Source organism: Cobetia sp. (assembly GCF_983723665.1).
Map to the genome: position 1 here is coordinate 1 of NZ_CFDJES010000192.1, position 4183 is coordinate 4183.

At 64.6% G+C, this 4183-nt stretch carries 3 protein-coding genes; all 3 read left to right on the forward strand.

What is annotated here, in order from left to right:
* Nucleotides 1–197: 197 nt before the first annotated feature.
* Nucleotides 198–1832, forward strand: a complete 1635-nt coding sequence (locus tag AC4FAH_RS13575) for a pyridoxal phosphate-dependent decarboxylase family protein (protein WP_286988895.1) — start codon at nt 198–200, stop codon at nt 1830–1832.
* Complete coding sequence (locus tag AC4FAH_RS13580; protein WP_287020505.1) at nt 1825–3426, forward strand: lysine N(6)-hydroxylase/L-ornithine N(5)-oxygenase family protein; 1602 nt, start codon at nt 1825–1827, stop codon at nt 3424–3426. The genes AC4FAH_RS13575 and AC4FAH_RS13580 overlap by 8 nt, the downstream gene beginning before the upstream one ends.
* Nucleotides 3423–4183: GNAT family N-acetyltransferase (locus tag AC4FAH_RS13585; RefSeq protein ID WP_490246212.1), on the forward strand; the 761-nt coding region annotated here is incomplete at its 3' end. The genes AC4FAH_RS13580 and AC4FAH_RS13585, both read left to right, overlap by 4 nt.

The following is a 4183-nucleotide window of genomic DNA, read 5'->3' on the forward strand; positions in this document are numbered from 1 at the left end:
CCAACAGCTTCACCAACAACAACGACCGCAAACGCGGCACTTGATGAATGTCCTGACTGGTCCTCGCACCTGAGCCATCTGTCCCAGCTGGCTGCGAGTCTCTTCCAAGTCTTTATCTGCGAACATTCGCATAAGGTTATGTAATGCACAGCCTTCAAGATTCCGCCGCCACCTACGGCGCTGCCGCAGGATCCTCCGTGTCTGACGCCCAGACCGACGCCTGTGCGCACTCACTGTCCAGCTCGCCGCGCGCCGCCCTGTTCTCGCCTGCCAACATGGATGCCTGGCAGTCAGGCATGGACCGCATCAGCCAGCTGGTGGCTGAACAGCTCGACAGTGTCCAGCAGCCGTTCAGTGGCATCACCCCGGAGGCCCTGCGTCCGGCCTTTGCCGACCTCGATCTCGAGACGCCCCTCGAGAACCTCGAAGCCGGTCTGGAGGAGCTCAAGTCGCTCTACCTGAAGGATGCCGTCTACTTCCATCATCCCCGCTACATCGCGCACCTCAACTGCCCGGTCGTGTTGCCCGGTGTATGGGCCGAGAGCCTGCTGGGCGCGATCAATTCCTCACTCGACACCTGGGACCAGAGCGCCGGCGGCACCCTGATCGAGCAGCGCCTGATCGACTGGACCACCGAGCGCCTGGGGCTGGGCCCGACCGCCGATGGCATCTTTACCAGCGGCGGCACCCAATCCAACCTGATGGCACTGCTGCTGGCCCGTGACGCGGTCTGTGAGAAGCTGCCCAACCACCCCGGCAACCAGACCCACGGCCTGCCGCCGGAAGCCGGACGCCTGCGCGTCTTCGCCTCCGGCATCAGTCATTTCAGTCTGCAGAAGGCCTGTGCCCTGCTCGGCCTCGGCCACAATGCCGTCATCCCCGTCGCCGTGGATGAGCGCCGCCGCATGGACCCCGTGGCCCTGCGTGACGCCCTCGACAACGCCCGCGCCGAAGGCCTGATCCCGATGGCCGTGGTCGCCACCGCCGGTACCACCGACTTCGGCAGCATCGACCCGCTGCAGGCCATCGGTCGTGAATGCCACGCCCGCGGCATCTGGTTCCATGTCGATGGCGCCTATGGCGGCGGCCTGATCACTTCTCGCCGCCACGGTCACTGGCTCAAGGGCACCGAGATGGCGGACTCCGTCACCATCGATTACCACAAGACCTTCTTCCAGCCGGTCAGCTGCAGTGCCTGCGTGGTACGTGATCGCACCCAGCTGCGCCACGTCACCTATCACGCCGACTACCTCAACCCGGAGCTTCAGGCCCGCGAAGGCACGCCGGATCAGGTCAACAAGAGTCTGCAGACCACACGGCGTTTCGACGCCCTGAAACTGTGGATGACACTGCGCCTGATGGGCGCCGATGCCCTCGGCGACATGCTCGATTGCGTGATCGATCTCACCCGCGAGGGCTACCAGCTGCTCGAGGCGGCGCCGGACATCGATGTCGTCCAGGCGCCGGAGCTCAGCACCCTGGTGTTCCGCTTCCATGACGCCAACGAAGAGACCCTCGGCGCCGAGCAGTGGGACGCCTTGAACCGCGAGATCCGCAAGCGCCTGTCACGCAGCGGTGAGGCCATCGTCGCCGCCACCAAGGTCTCGGGCCGTCAGTACCTGAAGTTCACCCTCCTGAATCCGGAAACGCGCCAGGAAGACCTGGCCGCCGTGGTCGAGTTGATCCGTCAGCACGGCCAGGCGCTGGTCAAGGCGCATCATCTGGCCGTCAGCACCACCGCCCAGCCGAACCATGGCGCACCACTGGCCGACATTCCGGCCGCCAGTCGTCGCAGTCACACCACAGAAGCCAAGGAAAGCCGTCATGCTTGACACCTCGAACCCTCACGTCACAGACACTCTGGAAGCGCGCGATGATGTGCTGGACTTCGTTGCCATCGGCATCGGCCCCTTCAACCTCAGCCTTGCCTGCCTGAGCGAGCCGCTGGAAGACGTCCAGGGCGTCTTCCTCGAGCGCAAGGCCGCGTTCGACTGGCACCCGGGCATGCTGCTGGAAGATGCCAGCATGCAGACGCCCTTCATGGCGGACATGGTCTCGCTGGCCGACCCGACCAGCCACTTCAGCTTCCTCAACTATCTGAAGCTGCATGACAAGCTCTACAACTTCTACATCCGCGAAGACTTCTTCCTGCTGCGTCGCGAGTACAACCAGTACTGCCAGTGGGCGGCGCGCGAGCTGAGCAGCCTGCGCTTCGATCACGACGTCCAGGACATCCAGCATGTCGGCGACATCTATGTCGTGCGCGGCACTCGCCCCAGCACCGGCGAAGCCTTCGCCTATCGCGCACGCAAGCTGGTGCTGGGCACCGGCACCCAGCCCTACCTGCCGAAAGCCGCCGATGCCGTGCGTGACGTGGTGCCGGTCGCGGGCAGCCGCGTGTGCCACAACGCCCACTATCTGGCGCGCAAGGAGGAACTGACCTCCCAGCCGGCCATCACCATCATCGGCTCCGGCCAGAGCGCCGCCGAGATCTATCTCGACCTGCTGCGCGAGATCGACCAGCACAGCTACCAGCTCAACTGGATCACGCGCTCGCCGCGCTTCTTCCCGCTGGAATACGGCAAGCTGACGCTGGAGATGACCTCGCCGGATTACATCGATTACTTCCACGCCCTGCCGCGTGAGCAGCGCAACACCCTGCTGGCGACCCAGAAGGGCCTCTACAAGGGCATCAATCTCGAGCTGATCGACGAGATCTACGACACCCTCTACGCCAAGCAGCTGCAAGGCGTGGTGCCTACCACCCTGATGACCAATACCGAACTGACCTCGCTGAACAAGCAAGAGACCAACGGCGACTTCACGCTGGGGCTCTATCAGCGCGAACAGCAGCAGGCCTGGCGTCATGGCACCAGCGCCGTGGTGCTGGCCACGGGCTATCACTACGTGGCGCCGCCCTTCCTGCGCAGCATCGAGTCACGCATTCGTCGTGACGAGGAAGGCCGCTACGCCGTCGGGCGCTTCTACGCCGTCGACACGCAAAGCACCGCGGATGCTGACGGCAACGAGGGCGATCAATCGCCGTTCGCCGGCGAGATCTTCGTCCAGAATGCCGAGCTGCATACCCACTCGCTGGCCGCGCCGGACCTGGGCATGGCCTGCTATCGCAACAGCTGCATCCTGCGCGCCATCACCGGTCGTGAGGTCTATACCATCGAGCGCCGCATCGCCTTCCAGAGCTTCGGCACGCCCGGCTCTGAAAAGGGCTGTGGCAATGGCTTCACACCGCTGCCCGCCGCACACCTGCCCTACGGCGAGACGGATATTCACGCCGGCACCTCTTCTACCGGCCTCTCTTCTGCCGGCACCGCCTCTACCGACAGCTCCTCTATCGACACCGTCTCTGACACCCAGGCCGACACGACTCACACCGCTGCACCGCAACACCGGGAGACCACCGCATGAACATGCCAGTCGACATCACCAGCGCCGCAAGCGCCGAACAGTCCAGCAGCGCGGCAAGTTCTCATAGTGCAGCGACCCCGTCACAGCAGCTGTTCGGGACGACCTCACTCCCCGCGCCCGCAACGATCAATCTGCTCAGCCCGGCACCGGGAACGCGCTTCATCCGCCGCGCGGTGGAGCTGGAGCAAGCCCAGGCACGCCTGCGCAAGCCGCAGGATGACAGCACGACCGAGCGCGCCGAATTCGCGCTGCGCCCGCTCGACCTTGCCGCCGACATGGCGATGGTGGATGAATGGACCAGCGGTGAACGCGCCAGCTTCTGGGGCATGAGTGATGACCTCATCACCACCAAGTACGACTTCTACCAGGGCCTGGAAGACAGCCAGCACGCCCAGGGCTGGGTCGGTTTCTACAACGACCAGCCGGCCTTTCTGGTCGAGCTCTATGACCCGGCGCACGACCCGCTCGGCAAGCATTACAGTGTGCAGCCCGGCGACTTCGGCATGCACTTCCTCGTCGCGCCGCGCAGCGAGGACCAGGCCCCCATCAGCGGCTTCTCGCGGGCGGTGATCGAATCGATCATGGCAATGATCTTCGCCGGCCAGTTCCGCGATGAGCATGCCGATGAAGGGAAAGATGCAGTACGTCCCGTGACCCGTGTGGTGGTGGAGCCGGACAGCCGCAATCGCGCCATTCATCCGCTGAATGCCGCGGTGGGCTTCGTCGATCATGGCCCGCTGGATCTCGACGGCAAGCC